16 protein-coding genes and 3 tRNA genes are annotated in these 16186 nt (G+C 67.5%); 8 read left to right on the top strand and 11 right to left on the bottom strand.

Annotated elements, in window-relative coordinates; genetic code table 11:
• Positions 1–5 precede the first annotated feature (5 nt).
• The gene (locus ABEU20_RS00435; RefSeq protein ID WP_420163108.1) at positions 6–1028 is read right to left on the bottom strand and encodes a thiamine-phosphate kinase; all 1023 of its coding nucleotides are present in this window, start codon (positions 1026–1028) and stop codon (positions 6–8) included.
• 179 nt (positions 1029–1207) lie between these two features.
• Between ABEU20_RS00435 and ABEU20_RS00430 the strand changes: the two genes are divergently transcribed.
• Together ABEU20_RS00430 and ABEU20_RS00425 are read left to right on the top strand one after the other, a co-directional pair.
• Positions 1208–1456, top strand: coding sequence for an Lrp/AsnC ligand binding domain-containing protein (locus tag ABEU20_RS00430; RefSeq protein WP_420162448.1), 249 nt, complete (start codon positions 1208–1210; stop codon positions 1454–1456).
• A 2-nt stretch (positions 1457–1458) separates the two neighbouring features.
• Positions 1459–2046: a DUF3515 domain-containing protein gene (locus ABEU20_RS00425; RefSeq protein ID WP_420162447.1), complete on the top strand. Its 588-nt coding sequence runs from the start codon at positions 1459–1461 to the stop codon at positions 2044–2046.
• A gap of 43 nt (positions 2047–2089) precedes the next feature.
• Here ABEU20_RS00425 and ABEU20_RS00420 read toward each other — a convergent pair whose 3' ends face one another.
• Together ABEU20_RS00420 and ABEU20_RS00415 are read right to left on the bottom strand one after the other, a co-directional pair.
• Positions 2090–3196, bottom strand: a complete 1107-nt coding sequence (locus ABEU20_RS00420; protein ID WP_420162446.1) for a D-alanine--D-alanine ligase family protein — start codon at positions 3194–3196, stop codon at positions 2090–2092.
• Between the two features lie 81 nt (positions 3197–3277).
• Entirely contained in the window at positions 3278–4276 is a 999-nt protein-coding gene (locus tag ABEU20_RS00415; protein ID WP_420162445.1) for an NAD(P)H-dependent glycerol-3-phosphate dehydrogenase, read from the bottom strand.
• Between the two features lie 155 nt (positions 4277–4431).
• On the opposite strand from ABEU20_RS00415, the gene cofC reads away from it, so the two are divergent.
• The 3 genes from cofC (at position 4432) to ABEU20_RS00400 (ending at position 8422) form a co-directional block, all read left to right on the top strand.
• On the top strand, positions 4432–5145 hold the full coding sequence (gene cofC / locus ABEU20_RS00410) for a 2-phospho-L-lactate guanylyltransferase (RefSeq protein ID WP_420162444.1): 714 nt from the start codon (positions 4432–4434) through the stop codon (positions 5143–5145).
• A gap of 60 nt (positions 5146–5205) precedes the next feature.
• Positions 5206–7428 carry an RNA degradosome polyphosphate kinase gene (locus ABEU20_RS00405; protein ID WP_420162443.1) on the top strand — a complete coding sequence of 741 codons (2223 nt, stop codon included), beginning with the start codon at positions 5206–5208 and terminating at the stop codon, positions 7426–7428.
• 61 nt (positions 7429–7489) lie between these two features.
• Positions 7490–8422 carry an NUDIX hydrolase gene (locus tag ABEU20_RS00400; RefSeq protein ID WP_420162442.1) on the top strand — a complete coding sequence of 311 codons (933 nt, stop codon included), beginning with the start codon at positions 7490–7492 and terminating at the stop codon, positions 8420–8422.
• A gap of 86 nt (positions 8423–8508) precedes the next feature.
• Here the strand turns inward: ABEU20_RS00400 and ABEU20_RS00395 are convergent, their stop codons facing one another.
• From ABEU20_RS00395 to leuC, 3 genes are all read right to left on the bottom strand, one after another.
• Positions 8509–9237 (bottom strand): HU family DNA-binding protein, encoded by a 729-nt coding sequence (locus tag ABEU20_RS00395; protein ID WP_420162441.1) that lies wholly within the window; start codon positions 9235–9237, stop codon positions 8509–8511.
• A gap of 156 nt (positions 9238–9393) precedes the next feature.
• Positions 9394–10005, bottom strand: coding sequence for a 3-isopropylmalate dehydratase small subunit (gene leuD, locus ABEU20_RS00390; protein WP_420162440.1), 612 nt, complete (start codon positions 10003–10005; stop codon positions 9394–9396).
• 26 nt (positions 10006–10031) lie between these two features.
• The gene (leuC, locus tag ABEU20_RS00385; RefSeq protein ID WP_420162439.1) at positions 10032–11465 is read right to left on the bottom strand and encodes a 3-isopropylmalate dehydratase large subunit; all 1434 of its coding nucleotides are present in this window, start codon (positions 11463–11465) and stop codon (positions 10032–10034) included.
• Positions 11466–11584: 119 nt separating this feature from the next.
• Here leuC and ABEU20_RS00380 point away from each other — a divergent pair, with 119 nt between their 5' ends.
• From ABEU20_RS00380 to ABEU20_RS00370, 3 genes are all read left to right on the top strand, one after another.
• On the top strand, positions 11585–12286 hold the full coding sequence (locus tag ABEU20_RS00380) for an IclR family transcriptional regulator (RefSeq protein WP_225021912.1): 702 nt from the start codon (positions 11585–11587) through the stop codon (positions 12284–12286).
• 91 nt (positions 12287–12377) lie between these two features.
• On the top strand, positions 12378–12875 hold the full coding sequence (locus tag ABEU20_RS00375; RefSeq protein ID WP_420162438.1) for a pyridoxamine 5'-phosphate oxidase family protein: 498 nt from the start codon (positions 12378–12380) through the stop codon (positions 12873–12875).
• Between the two features lie 99 nt (positions 12876–12974).
• A complete protein-coding gene (locus tag ABEU20_RS00370) occupies positions 12975–13142 on the top strand; it encodes a DUF5302 domain-containing protein (RefSeq protein ID WP_420162437.1) in 168 nt (55 codons plus the stop codon).
• An 82-nt stretch (positions 13143–13224) separates the two neighbouring features.
• Here the strand turns inward: ABEU20_RS00370 and ABEU20_RS00365 are convergent.
• The 5 genes from ABEU20_RS00365 to ABEU20_RS00345 form a co-directional block, all read right to left on the bottom strand.
• Positions 13225–13297: transfer RNA gene (locus ABEU20_RS00365), tRNA-Glu, on the bottom strand.
• Between the two features lie 67 nt (positions 13298–13364).
• Positions 13365–13440, bottom strand: a tRNA-Glu gene (locus ABEU20_RS00360).
• Positions 13441–13559: 119 nt separating this feature from the next.
• Positions 13560–13631, bottom strand: a tRNA-Gln gene (locus ABEU20_RS00355).
• A gap of 189 nt (positions 13632–13820) precedes the next feature.
• A complete protein-coding gene (gene gltX / locus ABEU20_RS00350) occupies positions 13821–15293 on the bottom strand; it encodes a glutamate--tRNA ligase (protein WP_420162436.1) in 1473 nt (490 codons plus the stop codon).
• 81 nt (positions 15294–15374) lie between these two features.
• Entirely contained in the window at positions 15375–16148 is a 774-nt protein-coding gene (locus ABEU20_RS00345) for a fumarylacetoacetate hydrolase family protein (RefSeq protein WP_420162435.1), read from the bottom strand.
• Positions 16149–16186 lie beyond the last annotated feature (38 nt).

The raw sequence follows: 16186 nt of genomic DNA, 5'->3' as shown, positions 1-16186 counted from the left end.
GCAACCTATCCCGCGTCGAAGCTCTGCCAGCCACCGGACGCCGCCCACGGCCGGCCGTCGACCAGGACGCTGCCGCCGCCGCCCGCCGTGCCGGAGACCACCTCGCCGATCACCGACCAGCCGTCCGGAACGTCCGTCCCGGGCGGGAACGTCGCCGCGAGCGCGTGATCCTCACCGCCCGCGAGGATCCATTCCCAGGGATCGCGGTCCAGGTCGCGCGCCGCCTCCAGCAGTGCGGGGGCGGGCTCGATCCGGCTCCGCTCGATCCGGATCCGGACGCCCGAGGCCGCCGCGATGTGTCCCAAGTCGGCCACGAGACCGTCGGACACGTCGGTCATCGCACTCGCGCCGGCAATTGCCGCCGCGACCCCCTGCTCGTACGGCGGACTGGGAACGCGGTGCGCGTCGATCAGCTCGGCGGCGCCGGGTGCCGACGAGCCGACGTCGGCGAGCAACAGTGCGAGCCCCGCCGCGGACCGTCCGATCGCCCCCGCGACCGCGACGACGTCGCCCTCCCGCGCACCCGAACGCAGCACCGGATCCCGGCCCTCCAGGTCACCGAGCACCGTCACCGACACGACGATCTGATCGGCCTGGACCAGATCACCGCCGACCACGCCCGCGCCGAGCGCCTCGGCGGCGCTGCCCAGGCCGTCCGAGATGCCGGCAGCCACCGCGAGCGGAGTGTCGGCCGGGCAGCCCAACGAGACGAGGAACGCCGACGGACGTCCGCCCATCGCGGCGATGTCCGCACCGTTCTGAGCCACTGCCTTTCGGCCGACCTGCTCGGGTGTCGACCAGTCCAGGCGGAAGTGTCGATGCTCGACGAGCATGTCCGCCGACACCGCGGCCCGACCGTCCGGCGTCCGCACCACGGCAGCGTCGTCGCCCGGCCCGAGCAGCGTCGTCGGCGGTTGCCTGCGGCCCTCGACGGCCCGCCCGATCACCGCGAACTCCCCCACCGAGGCCACGGTGGGATCGTCGTCGTCCTGCTGCGGTCGCGCGGTTTCGATGGCGGGCCTCCCAATACTGATGTGCGCACCGATGTGCGTCGGCGGTCTCCCGGTCCCGGGATTCGACTCCCGCGACTGCGGTACCTTTTAGTGTGCGGCCGGGCATCCCGGTGCGGGGCGCCGGGACCGGAGTCCCGCGGGTCTCCGCGACTCTACCGAGACGACGGCGCACGACGACGGGAAGGACGGACCCCGTGGTGCAGGCTTACGTACTGATCCAGACCGAGGTCGGCAAGGCCGCGGCGATTGCGGCGACGCTCTCCCGGATCTCCGGCGTCGACTCGGCCGAGGACGTGGTGGGACCGTACGACGTCATCGCCCGCGTCGGTGCATCGGCCGAGACCGGACTGTCCGACGTCGTCGACGACATGAAGAAGGTCCGCGGGATCACCCGCATCCTGACCTGCCAGATCGCGGCGCCTGCCGCACCGACAGAGAACTGAAGATGTCCGAACCCGAAAACCCCGTCACCGATCAGACCGAACCGCATCCGTCGGAGAAGCGCAGCCCCGCGCTGATCGCGACCGCGGTCGCACTTCCCGTCGCACTCGTCATCGGCGTCATCGTCGCGGCGGCGATCGCCGGACGTTCGCCGGCCAAGGAACCCGTGGGGCTCGGCCCCGTCGAGTCACCGGCCGCGCAGTCCGCGGAATGCACCACGCTGATGGACGATCTGCCCGAGAACCTCGGCGACTACACGCGCGCCGAACTCCGCGACCCCGCGCCCGAGGCGACCGCCGCATGGCAACCCGACGAGGGCGAGCCCGTCGTGATGCGGTGCGGGCTGCCCCGGCCCCCGGAGTTCAACCAGGCGTCTCCGCTCAGCGTGGTCGACGGCGTCCAGTGGTTCGAGATCTCGGGCGCCGCACAGGGCATCGAGGCCAGCACGTGGTACGCGGTGGACCGCGGCGTGTACGTCGCGTTGACCGTGCCCAACGGATCGGGCCCGACGCCCCTGCAGGACGCGTCGGCCGCGGTCTCGAAGGCCCTGCCGCAGAAGCCGCTCGACCCCGCGCCGGTACCCAACCCGTAGCACGCCGCGCGTGCGGGCCGGGTGCACCGGCGCCGGAGTCAACTCAGCGCAGCCCCGCCCCGCGCGCCACCGCGGTGTCGACGAGAGTCGAGACGAGCGTCGCGTACTCGACCCCGGCCGCCTGCCACATGCGCGGGTACATCGAGATGGACGTGAAGCCCGGCATCGTGTTGATCTCGTTGATCACGGGGCCGTCCGCAGTGACGAAGAAGTCGACGCGGGCCAGTCCCTGGCAGTCGAGCGCACGGAATGCCCGCACCGCGAGTGCGCGGATCTGCTCACTGACGTCGTCGTCGAGCTTGGCCGGAACGTCGAATTCACAGACGTCGTCGAGGTACTTGGTGTCGAAGTCGTAGAACGCGGACTCGTCACCGTCGGTGTCCGGCATACGGATCTCGGCGACCACGCTGGCTCGCACGTCGCCGTCCGGGAACTCGAGGACGCCGCACTCCACCTCGCGTCCGACGATGCCCGATTCGACGATGACCTTGGGGTCGTGCCTGCGCGCCTCGGCGACCGCGTCGTCGAACTGCGACCAGTCCGCCACGCGGGTGATTCCGATGGAGGAGCCGCCGCGGGCCGGCTTCACGAACACCGGGAGGCCGAGCTGCTGCTTCTGCTCGTCGGTGAGGCCGGACGTACCCGGGCGGAGCACCACCTGGAAGCCGACCGGCAGGCCCTCGGCCGCGAGCAGCTTCTTGGTGAATTCCTTGTCCATGCCCGCCGCACTCGCGAGCACGCCGGGACCGACGTAGGGAATCCCGGCCAGCTCGAGCAGACCCTGGATGGTGCCGTCCTCGCCGTAAGCGCCGTGCAGGACCGGGAAGACGACGTCGACCGACGCGAGCGCCTGACCGGCCTGCGAATCGTCGAGCGCCACGAGGGCACCCGAACGGGTGGGATCCGCGGTGAGCGCGAGTGCCCTGCCGTCCGCGTCGACGGTGGGCATGGTCCGGTCACGAATCGCGAGGTCGGCCGGATCGGTCGAGCCCAACACCCACGCGCCGTCGGTCGTGATGCCGATGGGTACCACTTCGTAGCGATCCGGGTCGAGGTTCCTCAGGACGCTGCCGGCGGAGACACAGGACACCGAATGCTCGTTGCTGCGGCCACCGAAGACGACGGCGACCCTGGTACGCGGATTGTTCACGCCCCAAACCGTACCGTTGCGAGCGCCCTCCCCACGAACCGACCGAACAGCTCCATTCGATACCGCCCGAACTGCCCGGAACTACTCGGGCTTGATGCGGCGCCCCAGCAACATACCGACCGCGTCGTGGACCGACATGCCCTCGTGGCACACCCGGTGTACGGCGTCCGTGAGCGGCATCTCGACGCCGTTCGCAGCGGCCAGCGCCCGCACCGACGTGCAGGACTTCACGCCCTCGGCGATCTGTCCGTTGGTCGCGGCCTGGGCGCTCTCGAGCGAACCTCCGAGCCCCAGGCGCTCACCGAAGGACCGGTTCCGGGAGAGCGGCGACGTGCAGGTGGCCACCAGGTCGCCGACCCCCGCCAGGCCGGCGAGTGTGGCTGCGTTGCCCCCCAGTGCGACTCCGAGTCGAATGATCTCCGCGAGCCCCCGGGTGATCAGGCTCGCGATCGTGTTCTCCCCCAGCCCGATGCCGGACGCCATGCCGCACGCCAGCGCGATCACGTTCTTGCACGCGCCGCCGATCTCGCACCCGATCACATCCGTATTCGTGTACGGACGGAAATAGCTTGTCGCACAGGCCTTCTGGACAGCGAGTGCCCGCGCCTCGTCGGCGCAGGCGACGACCGTGGCGGCCGGCTGACCGAGCGCGATCTCGCGCGCGAGATTCGGTCCGGACAGCACCGCGACACGCGAGGGGTCCACCGACGCGACCTGGGAGACGACCTCGCTCATCCGGAGCAACGTCACGCTCTCGATCCCCTTCGCGAGGCTGAGCAGGGTCGCGTCCGGGCCGATCGCCCCGGCCCACCGTTCGAGATTTCCGCGTAGCGACTGGGACGGCACGGCGAGCACGACGATGTCGGCGCCCGCGAGCGCCTCCTCGTGATCGTCGGTGGCCGAGAGTGTCGGCGGCAGCACGATGCCGGGCAGGTAGTCCGGATTCTCGTGCCGGGTCACGACAGCCTCGGCGATCTCGGACCGCCGGGCCCACAACGTGACGTCGGTTCCCGCGTCAGCCAGTACTTTCGCGAACGCCGTCCCCCACGACCCGGCCCCCAGAACCGCCGCCTTGCTCACGCCGCCCCCTCCGTTTCGCGCTCACCCGAGTTGTTCACTGCCCACACCGTTCCGCCGCCGACCTGCCCGCTCCCATGCCTGCGAACACGATATCCCCCGCACCTACCGGTCGCCGGTCGCGTCGCATCGACGGCGCGGCTGGCAAGATTGGCCGCATGAGGGGTGCGCACGGGCCGGGTCACGCAGCGCACACCCATGTCATCGTCGCGGTGAAGGACTTGAGCCGCGCGAAGACCCGCCTCGCCGAATCACTGTCGACCTCGGACCGAACCGACCTGGTCGTGGCGATGCTGCGGGACACGCTGACGGTGCTCGCGGATGCCCGCGACTCGGCCCCCCTGGGCCGCATCACCGACGTCACGGTCGTGACCCCCGACCCGGTGGTCGCGTCGATCGCCGTCGAGTGCGGTGCCCGCCACCGACCGGACCCGACCCGACCAGCGGGCGGCGAGTCCGGCCTCAATGCGGCGCTCGCCGATGCAGAGCAGGCGCTCGGCGCCGCCCGAGGCGCGACCGACGTCGTGGCGCTGCAGGCGGACCTGCCTGCGCTACGGACGCACGAACTGCTCGACGCCCTCGCACAGGCCCGCACTGCCGGACGCTCGATCGTCGTGGACCACACCGGCACGGGCACCTCGGCGCTGTTCGCCTGCGGCCCTTCCGCCCGCCTCGAGCCGAAGTTCGGGACCGACTCCGCGCGATTCCACTCGGCGTCGGGGGCCCGCATCCTCGACGGCCCCTGGCCGGGGCTCCGGCAGGACGTCGACACGCTCGACGATCTGTTCGCGGCGGCGAGACTCGGCCTCGGGCCTGCGACCCGGGCCGTGTTCGAGCGCCTCGGATGTACGTCGGGTGTCCGGCAACACTGACAGCTGTGAACTCCGTGTGATCGATTGTCCTGCCTGCGAATCTCGAGGGATGATCGTGGGGTGAGCAACGGGAGAGCACTCGAGCGACGCACGGACTCCGACCGATCCGCGGAGGACGGCTCCGACTCTGATCGAACGCGACCGCCGGGCGCCGCGGCCCACTCGGCCATCATCCCGACCGCCCCGCCGGCGGCCACTCCCATGGGCTCCCCCGACGGCGGCCTTCCCGCGGCCCGCTACCTCAACCGCGAACTGAGCTGGCTCGACTTCAACTCCCGTGTCCTGGCCCTGGCGGAAGACACCTCGCTGCCGCTGCTCGAACGCGCGAAGTTCCTCGCGATCTTCGCGTCGAACCTCGACGAGTTCTACATGGTTCGCGTCGCCGGTCTCAAGCGCCGCGACGAAACCGGCCTTTCGGTGCGATCGGCGGACGGTCTGTCGCCCCGTGAGCAATTGGCGCTCATCGGATCCCGCACGCAGGAGATCTCGTACAAGCACGCACGGGTGTTTCTCGACTCCGTGCGCCCGGCATTGGCCGAGCAGGGCATCTCGATCATCGGCTGGTCCGACCTCGATACCGAGGAGCGTGCACGCCTGTCGGCGCACTTCCACGAGCAGGTCTTCCCGGTGCTGACGCCACTGGCCGTCGATCCTGCGCACCCCTTCCCCTACATCAGCGGATTGAGCCTCAACCTCGCGGTCACGGTGAAGGATGCCGCGACCGGCGGCGAGCACTTCGCACGTGTGAAGGTGCCCGACAACGTCGACCGGTTCGTGCGCGTGACCCGCACCGGCCAGACCCCGGGCGCGATCGCCGCCTTCCTGCCCACCGAGGACCTCATCGCGGCCCACCTCGGCGTGCTTTTCCCCGGCATGGAAGTGGTGGAACACCACGCTTTCCGGGTGACGCGCAACGCCGACTTCGAGGTGGAAGAGGACCGCGACGAGGACCTCCTCCAGGCGCTCGAACGCGAACTGGCACGACGACGGTTCGGTTCCCCGGTCCGTCTCGAGGTGGCCGACGACATGACCGACCACATGCTCGAACTGTTGCTGCGCGAACTCGACGTCGATCCCGGTGACGTCATCCAACTCCCTGGCCTTCTTGATCTTTCGTCGCTCTGGCAGGTCTACGGTGTGGACCGCCCGAATCTGAAGGATGCCCCGTTCGTTCCCGCGACACACCCCGCCTTCGGCGAGCGGGAGACGCCCAAGAGCGTCTTCTCGACGCTGCGCGACGGCGACGTTCTCGTTCAACACCCGTACGATTCGTTCTCGACGAGTGTCCAGCGGTTCATCGAGCAGGCCGCCGCCGACCCGCAGGTCCTCGCCATCAAGCAGACGCTGTACCGCACCTCCGGCGACTCTCCGATCGTCAACGCGCTCGTAGCGGCCGCCGAGGCCGGCAAGCAGGTTGTGGCACTCGTCGAGATCAAGGCTCGGTTCGACGAACAGGCCAACATCAAATGGGCGCGCAAGCTGGAACAGGCCGGCGTCCACGTGGTCTACGGACTGGTCGGTCTCAAGACCCATTGCAAGACATGCCTGGTCGTTCGGCGCGAGGGCTCCACCATTCGCCGCTACTGCCACATCGGGACGGGCAACTACAACCCCAAGACGGCACGCCTCTACGAGGACGTCGGCCTGCTGACCGCGGCACCCGAGATCGGTGCCGACCTGACAGATCTGTTCAACTCCCTCACCGGGTACTCGCGAAAGTCGCAGTATCGCAACCTTCTCGTCGCCCCCTACGGCGTGCGTGCCGGGATCATCGCGCGCATCGAATCCGAGATAGAGCGCCGGAAGGCCGGTCAGGACGCGGGAATCCGACTGAAGGCCAACGCGCTCGTCGACGAACAGGTGATCGACGCGCTGTACCGGGCATCCCAGGCCGGTGTCCCGGTCCGGATCGTGGTTCGCGGGATCTGCGCGCTCAAGCCCGGCGTTCCCGGGCTGAGCGAGAACATCGAGGTGCGTTCGATACTCGGACGTTTCCTCGAGCACTCGCGGATCATGCACTTCCAGGGAGCCGACGAGTTCTGGATCGGCAGCGCCGACATGATGCATCGAAACCTCGATCGCCGCGTCGAGGTGATGGCACAGGTCAAGGATCCGCGCCTCACCCGACAACTCGACGAGATCTTCGAATCCGCACTCGATCCCACCACCCGCTGCTGGGTCCTCCAGTCCGACGGCAGCTGGCAGGCCGCGCCGGCCCGCGGCGAGAAGGTGCGCGAGCACCAGGAAGAGATGATGCGCCGGCGCAGATCCACGAGCTCCTGACGCGGAGTCCGCTCCCATCCGCAGTTCGATCCACCCCCGGTCGAGGGAAGGAACCACACCCTTGAGTCCTGATAAACCGGTCAAAGCCAACATATTCGCGGCCGGCGCAGTTCTGTGGCGCAAGTCACCGGACAACCCGTACGAGATAGAAATCGCACTCATTCACCGCCCGAAGTACGACGACTGGTCATTTCCCAAGGGAAAACTCGACCCCGGCGAAACATCGATTTCGGCTGCGGTACGCGAGATCCACGAAGAGACCGGAATTACAGCGCAATTGGGGCGGCACCTCTCAGGTGTGACATATCCGATACCGGGCCACCGCAAGCTCAAGCGTGTCGAATATTGGGCGGCGGAGGCGGCGGCAGGGCAGTTCACGCCGAACGACGAGGTGGACGAGATGCTGTGGCTGCCACCGGACGAGGTTCCCGACCAGCTCTCCTACCCCATGGACCGCACCATCCTGCGCCGGTTCATGCAGATTCCGCCCGACACCACCACAGTGTTGCTGGTCCGCCACGCAAAGGCGGGGAGCAGGAGGAAGTACGAGGGCGACGACAACTGCCGACCACTCGACGAGAAGGGCCGCCTGCAGGCGGAAGCCCTTGTCGCCCAGCTTCGAGCCTTCGGCGCATCCGAGGTGTCGTCGGCGGACCGAACCAGATGCACGCAGACGGTGGAACCGATCGCCGAATCGCTCGGAGTTCCGATCCACATCGAGCCCCTGCTCTCCGAGGAGCAGTACGCGGCCGATCCGGCAAGCGCTCGCGCGCGAGCCCGCAAGATCGCTGCACGGGGCGGCGTTCAGGTCATCTGCAGCCAGGGCGGGGTGATCCCCGATCTCCTGGAATGGTGGGCGAAGCGGGACGGCATCACCCTTCCCCCTGCGCGAAACCGCAAGGCCAGCACGTGGGTGCTGTCACTGTCGGGCGGCCGGCTGGTGGCGGCGGATCACATCGACAGCCCGCTTCCGGTGCCCCGCACCGCCGATTGACCTTCGGACACACGGCAAGGCGGCCACGGGATTCCATCCCATGGCCGCCTTGTCGGTTACGGAGTATTCCGCCGAAGTCGCGCGACTTACTTGCGTGCGGTGCGCTTGGCCGGAGTCTTCTTGGCCGCGGTCTTCTTCGCGACGGTCTTCTTGGCTGCGGTCTTGGCGGGAGCCTTGGCCGCAGTCTTCTTCGCGACGGTCTTCTTCGCTGCAGTCTTGGCCGGGGCCTTGGCGGGAGCCTTGGCCGCGGTCTTCTTCGCGACGGTCTTCTTGGCTGCGGTCTTGGCGGGAGCCTTGGCCGCAGTCTTCTTCGCCACGGTCTTGGCGGGAGCCTTGGCCGCGGTCTTCTTCGCCACGGTCTTGGCCGGGGCCTTGGCCGCGGTCTTCTTCGCCACGGTCTTGGCCGGGGCCTTGGCCGCGGTCTTCTTCGCCACGGTCTTCTTGGCTGCGGTCTTCTTGGCCGCAGTCTTCTTGGCTGCCTTCTTCACGGGCTCTGCTGCGCCGCGCTTGACGGCCGGACCTGCGCTGGGCAGCTTCTGACCACCGGCGATGAGCGCCTTGAACTGAGCACCGGGTCGGAACGCCGGAACCGACGTCGGCTTGACCTTGACGGTCTCACCCGTGCGCGGGTTACGTGCGACGCGAGCTGCGCGACGACGCTGCTCGAAGACGCCGAAGCCCGTGATGGTGACGCTCTCGCCGGCGTGGACGGCACGCACGATCGTGTCGACCACGTGCTCGACGGCCTCGCTGGCAGTGCGCCTGTCAGTGCCCAGCTTCTCGGTCAGAACATCGATGAGCTCTGCCTTGTTCATGGAAATTCCTCCGCAAGCTAATGGTCCACCGTCGGACCGACTACGAACTACGGTAAACCCGAAATCGGCAAGAGTCTATGTGCCACGCCAATTCTCATCAAGCGCGGCCCCCCGATCTGTGATAGATCGAGGGGCCGAACCAGTTATCCGATTACGTCAATTGTCGTTCGCGACTCGGGCGGGGAGGGTCTCAGGTTTCCAAGACGGCCTTGACTTTTCGAACTCGGAAATCGCCTCTACCTGGCGCAACGTGAGGCCGATGTCGTCCAGACCCTCGAGCAACCGCCACCGCGTGTAGTCGTCAATCTCGAACGGCACCACAGTCGTTCCGGCAGTCACCGTCTTGGTTGCGAGATCCACCACCAACTCGAGACCCGGCTGCTCCTCGAGCAACTTCCACAGCATCTCGACGTCGCTCTGCTCGACCTGAGCGGCGAGCAGACCGGCCTTGCCGGCGTTGCCGCGGAAGATGTCGGCGAATCGCGACGCGATGAGGACGCGGAAACCGTAGTCGGACAACGCCCAGACCGCGTGCTCGCGAGACGAGCCCGTGCCGAAGTCGGGACCTGCGACGAGGACGCTGCCCTTGTCGTACGGCGCGACGTTGAGGATGAACTCCGGATCCGCCCGCCATGCCGCGAACAGCCCGTCCTCGAAACCGCTGCGAGTCACCCGCTTCAGGTACACCGCGGGGATGATCTGGTCGGTATCGACATTGGACCGGCGCAGCGGAACACCGATTCCCTTATGAGTGGTAAAGGCTTCCATCGTTTTTCTCCTAGTTCCCTTGCGCCCTATGCCAGGTCTGCCGGTGCCGAGAGCGTGCCCCGCACCGCCGTCGCGGCCGCGACGGCCGGAGAAACGAGGTGCGTACGCCCACCCTTGCCTTGGCGGCCTTCGAAATTGCGGTTGGAGGTCGACGCCGAACGCTCACCGGGCGCCAGCTGGTCCGGGTTCATACCCAGACACATCGAGCAACCGGCCTGACGCCACTCCGCACCTGCAGTGGTGAAGATCTCACCGAGACCTTCGTCCTCGGCCTGCGCGCGTACCCGCATCGAGCCCGGAACGACCAACATCCGAACGCCCTCCGCGACCTTGCGCCCCTTCAGGACCTCGGCCACGGCCCGCAGGTCCTCGATGCGCCCGTTGGTGCAGGACCCGACGAAGACGGTGTCCACGGGCACCTCGCGCAGCGGGGTGCCGGCCTCCAATCCCATGTACGCCAGAGCCTTCTCTGCCGCCAGCCGCTCGCTCTCGTCTGCGATATCGGCAGGATTCGGAACCGAATCACCGAGCGGGGCACCCTGTCCGGGGTTCGTCCCCCAGGTGACGAACGGCGTCAGGGACGCGCCGTCGATGTGTACCTCCGCATCGAAAACCGCGTCGTCATCGGTCTTCAACTGATCCCAGGCCGCAACTGCCGCATCCCAATCGGCCCCCTGGGGCGCGTGTGGGCGGCCCTTGATGAACTCGTAGGTGATCTCGTCCGGTGCGATCATGCCGGCGCGGGCACCCGCTTCGATCGACATGTTGCAGATCGTCATCCGGGCTTCCATCGAGAGCTTGCGGATCGCCTCGCCGCGGTACTCGAGCACGTAGCCCTGTCCCCCACCGGTGCCGATCTTCGCAATGACGGCGAGGATCAGGTCCTTGCTCGTGACGCCGGGCGCGAGTTCACCGTCGACGGTGATCGCCATGGTCTTGAACGGGCGCAGCGACAGCGTCTGCGTCGCCATCACGTGCTCGACCTCGCTGGTGCCGATTCCCATTGCCAGAGCACCGAAAGCGCCGTGCGTGGACGTATGGCTATCACCACACACGACGGTCGTACCCGGCTGGGTCAGACCGAGCTGAGGGCCGACGACGTGCACGATGCCCTGATCGAGGTCGCCCATGGGGTGCAGGCGAACTCCGAACTCCTCGCAGTTCTTGCGCAACGTATCGACCTGGGTCCGCGAGACCGGGTCCGCGATCGGCTTGTCGATGTCGACGGTGGGGACGTTGTGGTCCTCCGTCGCGATCGTGAGGTCCGGGCGGCGCAGCTTGCGTCCCGCGAGCCGCAGACCGTCGAAGGCCTGCGGGCTGGTGACCTCGTGAACGAGATGCAGGTCGATGTAGATGAGGTCCGGCTGACGCGCCGCACCCTCACCTTCACCGCGCACGACAACGTGCTCGTCCCACACCTTCTCGGCCAGAGTGCGTCCTCTGTCAGCCATCTTCTCCACCTCTGTCTCGGGATGTCGCGCCGACGGGTTCCTGGGCTGCCCCGCTGTCGCGCGCCGTGTCGAACCACCTGTCACGCAATCGGCTATGATCCCAATATGCGAGAAGGGAGTATCGATCTATGAGACAGCATAGCGGTATCGGGGTACTCGACAAAGCAATGGGCGTGCTGCACGCCGTCGCCGAACAGCCCTGCAGCCTCACCGAACTGTGCAACCGGACCGGACTCCCCCGCGCCACCGCACACCGACTCGCAGTGGGACTCGAGGTGCACCGGCTCCTCACCCGCGACGCGGACGGACTGTGGTGCACCGGACCGGGCCTCGGCGAACTCGCCGCGACCGCGAGCGACGCCCTCGTCGACGCCGCGGCGCTGGTCCTGCCCCGGCTACGGGAGATCACCGGCGAGAGCGTTCAGCTCTACCGGCGCGAGGGCACGCATCGCGTGTGCATCGCATCGATGGAACCCCCCACGGGTCTGCGCGACACCGTCCTCGTCGGCGCGCGGCTGCCGATGACGGCCGGCTCGGGCGCCAAGGTCCTTCTCGCATGGGCGGACGCCCAGACCCAGCGCGCCATCCTGCCCGAGGCGTCGTTCGGCGAACGGGTGCTCGTCGAGGTGCGCCGGCGCGGTTGGGCGCAGAGTGCAGCCGAACGCGAGTCCGGAGTCGCCAGCGTCGCCGCACCCGTCCGCGACGCCGCCGGGAACGTCGTCGCGGCGATCTCGGTGTCGGGACCGATCGACCGCATGGGACGACGCCCCGGGGCGCGCTGGGCGGCCGACCTGCTCGCCGCCGCGGATGCCCTCCACAAGAGGCTGTGAGGGTATAGCAGACCCCACTCGAGTGCCGCGACAGTGATTCGTGGCACAGTCGTTCGCGGGAACGAATTCCGATTCGAGTGGAGGAACGGCTGTGGGGACCAACCAACGCGGACAGATCACGATGTCGGACGCCGAGATCACCGAATTCATCGAGCGGAGCCGCGTCTCCACGATGGCGACCGTCGGAGCGACCGGCACCCCCCACCTCGTCGCGATGTGGTACGCCGTGATCGACGGTGAACTGTGGTTCGAGACGAAGGCCAAGTCCCAGAAAGCGGTCAACCTCCGGCGCGACGACCGCCTGACGATGATGATCGAGGACGGCGACACGTACGACACCCTCCGCGGTGTCGCGATCGAAGGCCGCGGCGAGATCGTGGACGACCCCGAGGCCCTCTTCAAGGTCGGAATCAGCATCTGGGAGCGCTACACGGGCCCGTACTCCGAGGACGTCAAGCCCGCGGTCGAGATGATGTTGCACAAGCGCATTGCCGTCAAGGTCGTCCCGGAACGGGTGCGGTCCTGGGATCACCGCAAGCTCGGGCTTCCCGAGATGCCGGTCGGCGGGTCCACTGCGGCCTTCCTCTAGGCCGCCGCACGCTCTCCGGAAAAACGACGCGACGCACACCCTGCCTCGGCGGTACATTCCGAGACGAACGAGCCACCACCGAGGCAGGAGGAGGACGACGTGAGCGAAACCGCCGACAACGAGACCAAGCGCAAGTTCCGCGAGGCGCTCGACCGCAAGAATCACCGGCAGTCGAGTGCGACGGCGCATCTGGACGGAGGATCGAAGGTCCACGATGCCCACAGCAGCGCCGATCACAAACGCGAGTTCCGCAGGAAGAGCGGGTAGCCACCGGATCGGCCGATCACGGCGCCCGGACCCCGAAACGGGAAATACCCTCCGATCGATGATCGGAGGGTATTTCTCTTTGTAGCCCCGACGGGATTCGAACCCGCGCTACCGCCTTGAGAGGGCGGCGTCCTAGGCCGCTAGACGACGGGGCCAGGACTGACACTCGATTGCAAATTCACTTCCGTAGAAAAACCCTCCGCGTGACGGAGGGTCTATCCGTGGTAGCCCCGACGGGATTCGAACCCGCGCTACCGCCTTGAGAGGGCGGCGTCCTAGGCCGCTAGACGACGGGGCCAGGAACTTGCATCGAACGCTGTACTGCTATGACTGCGAAGCAACACATCCGCAGTGTAAATGGAAGCCGGCGAGTAGAACTCACCGAAGCTCGACGACCTTTCGGCCTCCGAACTTCCGCTGGGGTACCAGGACTCGAACCTAGAATGGCTGAACCAGAATCAGCTGTGTTGCCAATTACACCATACCCCAATGGTTTGTTCCTTCGGCCTGCCCTGCGGGCGTCCTGGCCTCTGTTCCGAACCGAGAAGAAGATTAGCACCAACCCTCCTCCCAACTACAAATCGGCTGGTCAGGAACGGTAAATCGCATCGACGTCGTTCACGAAAGCACTCGGCCCGCCCCCGGAGAACGGGAGCGGGCCGAGATTCGCGGGCCGGATCAGGCGATCTGTGCGCGGGCCGAGCGCAGGCGCGCCACGGTCTTCTCACGCCCCAGCAACTCCATCGACTCGTACAGCGGTGGGCTGATGTGCGAACCGGTGAGCGCCACGCGCACCGGAGCGAAAGCCTTACGCGGCTTGAGTTCGAGCTTCTCGATCAGCGCGGACTTGAGCGCCTCCTCGAGATCCTCGGTCGCCCACGTGGGCAGCGCCTCGAGGGCGGCGATCGTCTCGTCCAGGACCGGCGCGGCGTCGGCCCCCAGATTCTTCGCCGCAGCCGCCGGATCGATCGCGAAGTCGGCGTCGTCGACGAGCAGGAACTTCAGCAGGTCCCACGCGTCCGACAGCACGACGATGCGGGTCTGAACGAGATCCGCAGCCACGTCGAACTGCTCGGCCGTGAGCGCATCGACGGGATGTCCGTGCGTCGTCAGGTACGCACGCAGGCGGGCGGAGAAGTCGGCCGGTTCGAGCAGGCGAATGTGCTCGGCGTTGATCGCGTCGGCCTTCTTCTGGTCGAAGCGGGCCGGATTGGAGTTGACCTTGGAGATGTCGAACGCCGCCACCATCTCGTCGAGCGAGAAGACGTCATGGTCGTCGGCGATGCTCCAGCCCAGCAGCGCCAGGTAGTTGAGCAGGCCCTCGGGGATGAAACCGCGATCGCGGTGGATGAAGAGGTTCGACTCCGGATCCCGCTTGGACAGCTTCTTGTTGCCCTGGCCCATGACGAACGGCAGGTGCCCGAACTCGGGTGTGAAATCGGCGACACCGATGCGCTGGAGAGCCTCGTACAGTGCGAGCTGACGCGGCGTCGACGACAGCAGGTCCTCACCACGCAGGACGTGCGTGATCTTCATCAGCGCGTCGTCCACCGGGTTGACGAGCGTGTACAGCGGGATGCCGTTGCCGCGGGTCAGCGCGAAGTCCGGCACCGTGCCGGCCTTGAACGTCGTCTCGCCGCGCACCAGGTCGTTCCACGTCAGGTCGTGATCGGGCATCCGCAGGCGCACGACGGGCTTGCGGCCCTCGTCCAGGTACGCCTGGATCTGCTCGGGAGTCAGATCGCGATCGAAGTTGTCGTAGCCCAGCTTGGGATCACGTCCGGCGGCCTTGTGCCGCTCCTCGACCTCCTCGGGCGTCGAGAAGGACTCGTACGCCTCACCGGCCTCGACGAGCCGACGCACCACGTCGAGGTGCTGGTCGCGCCGCTGCGACTGCCGGTACGGCTCGTACGGGCCGCCCACCTCCGGGCCCTCGTCCCAGCTCAGCCCGAGCCAGCGCAGCGCGTCCAGGATCGCCTGGTACGACTCCTCCGTGTCACGGGCGGCGTCGGTGTCCTCGATACGGAACACGAAGGTGCCACCGTGGTGACGCGCGAACGCCCAGTTGAACAGGGCAGTTCGGACGAGCCCGACGTGCGGGGTTCCGGTGGGTGACGGACAGAAACGGACGCGTACTTCGCTGGTGGTCATGGCTCACTTCGATGGGCACTGCTAGGCGCGTGGACAGGACCACTACAGGCTAGTCCCGTGCCCACCGGGAGCGGTATCCGATCAGCGCTTGGCGGCAACCGGATTGGTCAGCGTGCCGATGCCCTCGACGGTGACGCTCACGGTCTGACCGTCGACGATCGGGCCCACACCCTCGGGCGTTCCGGTGAGGATCACGTCGCCGGGCAGCAGCGTCATGACCGCCGACACCCACTCGATGACCTTCGGAATGTCGTGCAGCAGTAGCGAAGTGCGGCTGCGCTGCTTGACCTCGCCGTCCACCTCGGTCCTGACCTCGACATCCGAGACGTCCAGATCGGTCTCGATCCACGGACCCAGCGGGCAGAACGTGTCGTACCCCTTCGCGCGGGTCCACTGACCGTCGTGCCGCTGCTGGTCGCGCGCGGTCACGTCGTTGGCGACGGTGTAGCCGAGCACGACGTCGAGCGCCTTTGCCGCGGGGACGTCCTTGCACGGACGGCCGATGACGACGGCGAGCTCGCCCTCGTAGTGCACCTCGTTCGACGACGGCGGCAGCAGGACCGGCGCGCCCGGACCGACGATGGAGGTGTTGGGCTTGATGAAGATGACGGGATCCTCGGGCGCTTCGCCGCCCATCTCGGCCGCGTGTGCCGCATAGTTCTTGCCGACGCAGATCACCTTGCTGGCCAGGATCGGAGCGAGCAGGCGCACGTCCGCCAGCGGCCAGCTACGGCCCGTGAAAGTCGGTGTGCCGAAGGGATGTTCGGCGATCTCCTTCGCAGTCTGCGCGTCGCCCTCCCCCTCGATCGACACAAAGGCAACTCCATCGGGACTGGCAATTCGACCAAGGCGCATGAGCCCGAGTCTATCGAGTCACGTCACATCGGTCGGGC

The sequence above is a fragment of the Rhodococcus parequi genome (assembly GCF_046042785.1).
GTDB lineage: Bacteria > Actinomycetota > Actinomycetes > Mycobacteriales > Mycobacteriaceae > Prescottella > Prescottella parequi.
This window is presented reverse-complemented; position numbering and strand designations above follow the sequence as displayed.

Bases quoted from the DNA above. Each gene is read 5' to 3' on its own strand.
- ABEU20_RS00425 (WP_420162447.1), top strand. From the start codon at position 1,459: ATGTCCGAACCCGAAAACCCCGTCACCGATCAGACCGAACCGCATCCG.
- cofC (WP_420162444.1), top strand. From the start codon at position 4,432: ATGAGGGGTGCGCACGGGCCGGGTCACGCAGCGCACACCCATGTCATC.
- ABEU20_RS00395 (WP_420162441.1), bottom strand. From the start codon at position 9,237: ATGAACAAGGCAGAGCTCATCGATGTTCTGACCGAGAAGCTGGGCACT.
- leuD (WP_420162440.1), bottom strand. From the start codon at position 10,005: ATGGAAGCCTTTACCACTCATAAGGGAATCGGTGTTCCGCTGCGCCGG.
- ABEU20_RS00380 (WP_225021912.1), top strand. From the start codon at position 11,585: ATGAGACAGCATAGCGGTATCGGGGTACTCGACAAAGCAATGGGCGTG.
- gltX (WP_420162436.1), bottom strand. From the start codon at position 15,293: ATGACCACCAGCGAAGTACGCGTCCGTTTCTGTCCGTCACCCACCGGA.
- ABEU20_RS00345 (WP_420162435.1), bottom strand. From the start codon at position 16,148: ATGCGCCTTGGTCGAATTGCCAGTCCCGATGGAGTTGCCTTTGTGTCG.